The following is a 1,214-nucleotide window of genomic DNA, read 5'->3' as shown; positions in this document are numbered from 1 at the left end:
TGATCTCCTCCCTAAAAATAGATCCACTGTAAATTAGAGAATCTGGCAAAATATCAATTAATAAAAACGGGGTATTTGCTATGAAACGCAGTAAATTTACAGAAGAACAAATATTATTTGGCTTAAAGCAAGTAGAGCTAGGCACAAGCGTATCGGAGGTGTGTCGGAAGCTTGGCATCAGCGAAGCGACGTTTTATATATGGAAGAAGAAATATGGTGGTCTTGGTGCCTCGGAGCTTAGAAAACTGCGACAGTTGGAAGATGAAAATAAGCGCCTTAAACAGCTGGTTGCTGATTTAAGCTTGGATAAGCAGATGTTGCAGGATGTTCTGTCAAAAAAGCTTTAAAGCCAGGTAAGAAGCGGGAACTGGCTGTTTCTCTTCAGGATGGCTATCGGATAAGTGTTCGTAGGAGCTGTGAAGTTTTAATGATAAGCCGTAGCGTATACCAATACCGCTCACGCCGTGGTGAAGATACTGTTATAAGACACCGTATCAGGGAAATAGCCGAAACAAGAGTTCGTTATGGCTATCAGCGTATTCATGTGCTGCTTCAACGAGAAGGCTGGGTCATCAATCATAAAAAAGTTCATCGCATTTATTGCGAAGAAGGTCTTAATCTTCGAAGGAAGCGACCTCGACGACATGTAGCAGGTAGCCACAGAGAAGAGCGGTCACTGGCCTCTACTTTAAACGAATGCTGGAGTATGGACTTTGTTTCCGATAACTTGTTCAATGGCAAGAAAATACGGGCATTAACTATAGTGGATAATTTTAGTCGCGAATGCCTAGCTATTTATGTAGGACAAGCTATCCGAGGTGAAGAAGTCGTGGGCGTTCTTGAAGGACTTAGAGTACTGGAAAACAAACAGCCGAAATCTATCCGCATTGACAATGGTCCTGAGTTTATTTCAAAAATATTGGATAAGTGGGCTTATCTGAATCACGTAACTCTGGATTTCTCAAGGCCTGGAAAACCAACAGACAATGCCTTTATTGAGTCATTTAATGGAAGTTTTCGGGATGAGTGCTTGAATAGCCACTGGTTTCTTTCTCTTGAAGATGCTAAAAACAAAATTGAAGAATGGCGACTGGATTATAATGATTTCCGACCTCATTCTTCATTGAACAATTTGACTCCAAATCAGTTCAAACAGAAGGTGTTAGGTGCCCGTTTTTCTAATTAATGCTGGATCGATTTTGGGGAGAGGATCA

At 41.3% G+C, this 1,214-nt stretch carries 1 protein-coding gene; it reads left to right on the top strand.

Translation table 11 applies throughout. The features are described 5' to 3' along the window. Nucleotides 1–80: 80 nt before the first annotated feature. Nucleotides 81–1,186 (top strand): IS3 family transposase gene (locus tag ACN4Z1_RS15900; protein WP_370634564.1). Its coding sequence is split into 2 segments (ribosomal slippage): nucleotides 81–333 and nucleotides 333–1,186, totalling 1,107 coding nucleotides; the frame shifts between segments, so codons are not numbered across the junction. Nucleotides 1,187–1,214 lie beyond the last annotated feature (28 nt).

It is taken from the genome of Legionella sp. ST3F1, from assembly GCF_048553315.1.
Taxonomy (GTDB): domain Bacteria; phylum Pseudomonadota; class Gammaproteobacteria; order Legionellales; family Legionellaceae; genus Tatlockia; species Tatlockia donaldsonii.
Note: the sequence above shows the minus strand (reverse complement) of the source record. Positions and strands in the feature narration are given on the sequence as shown.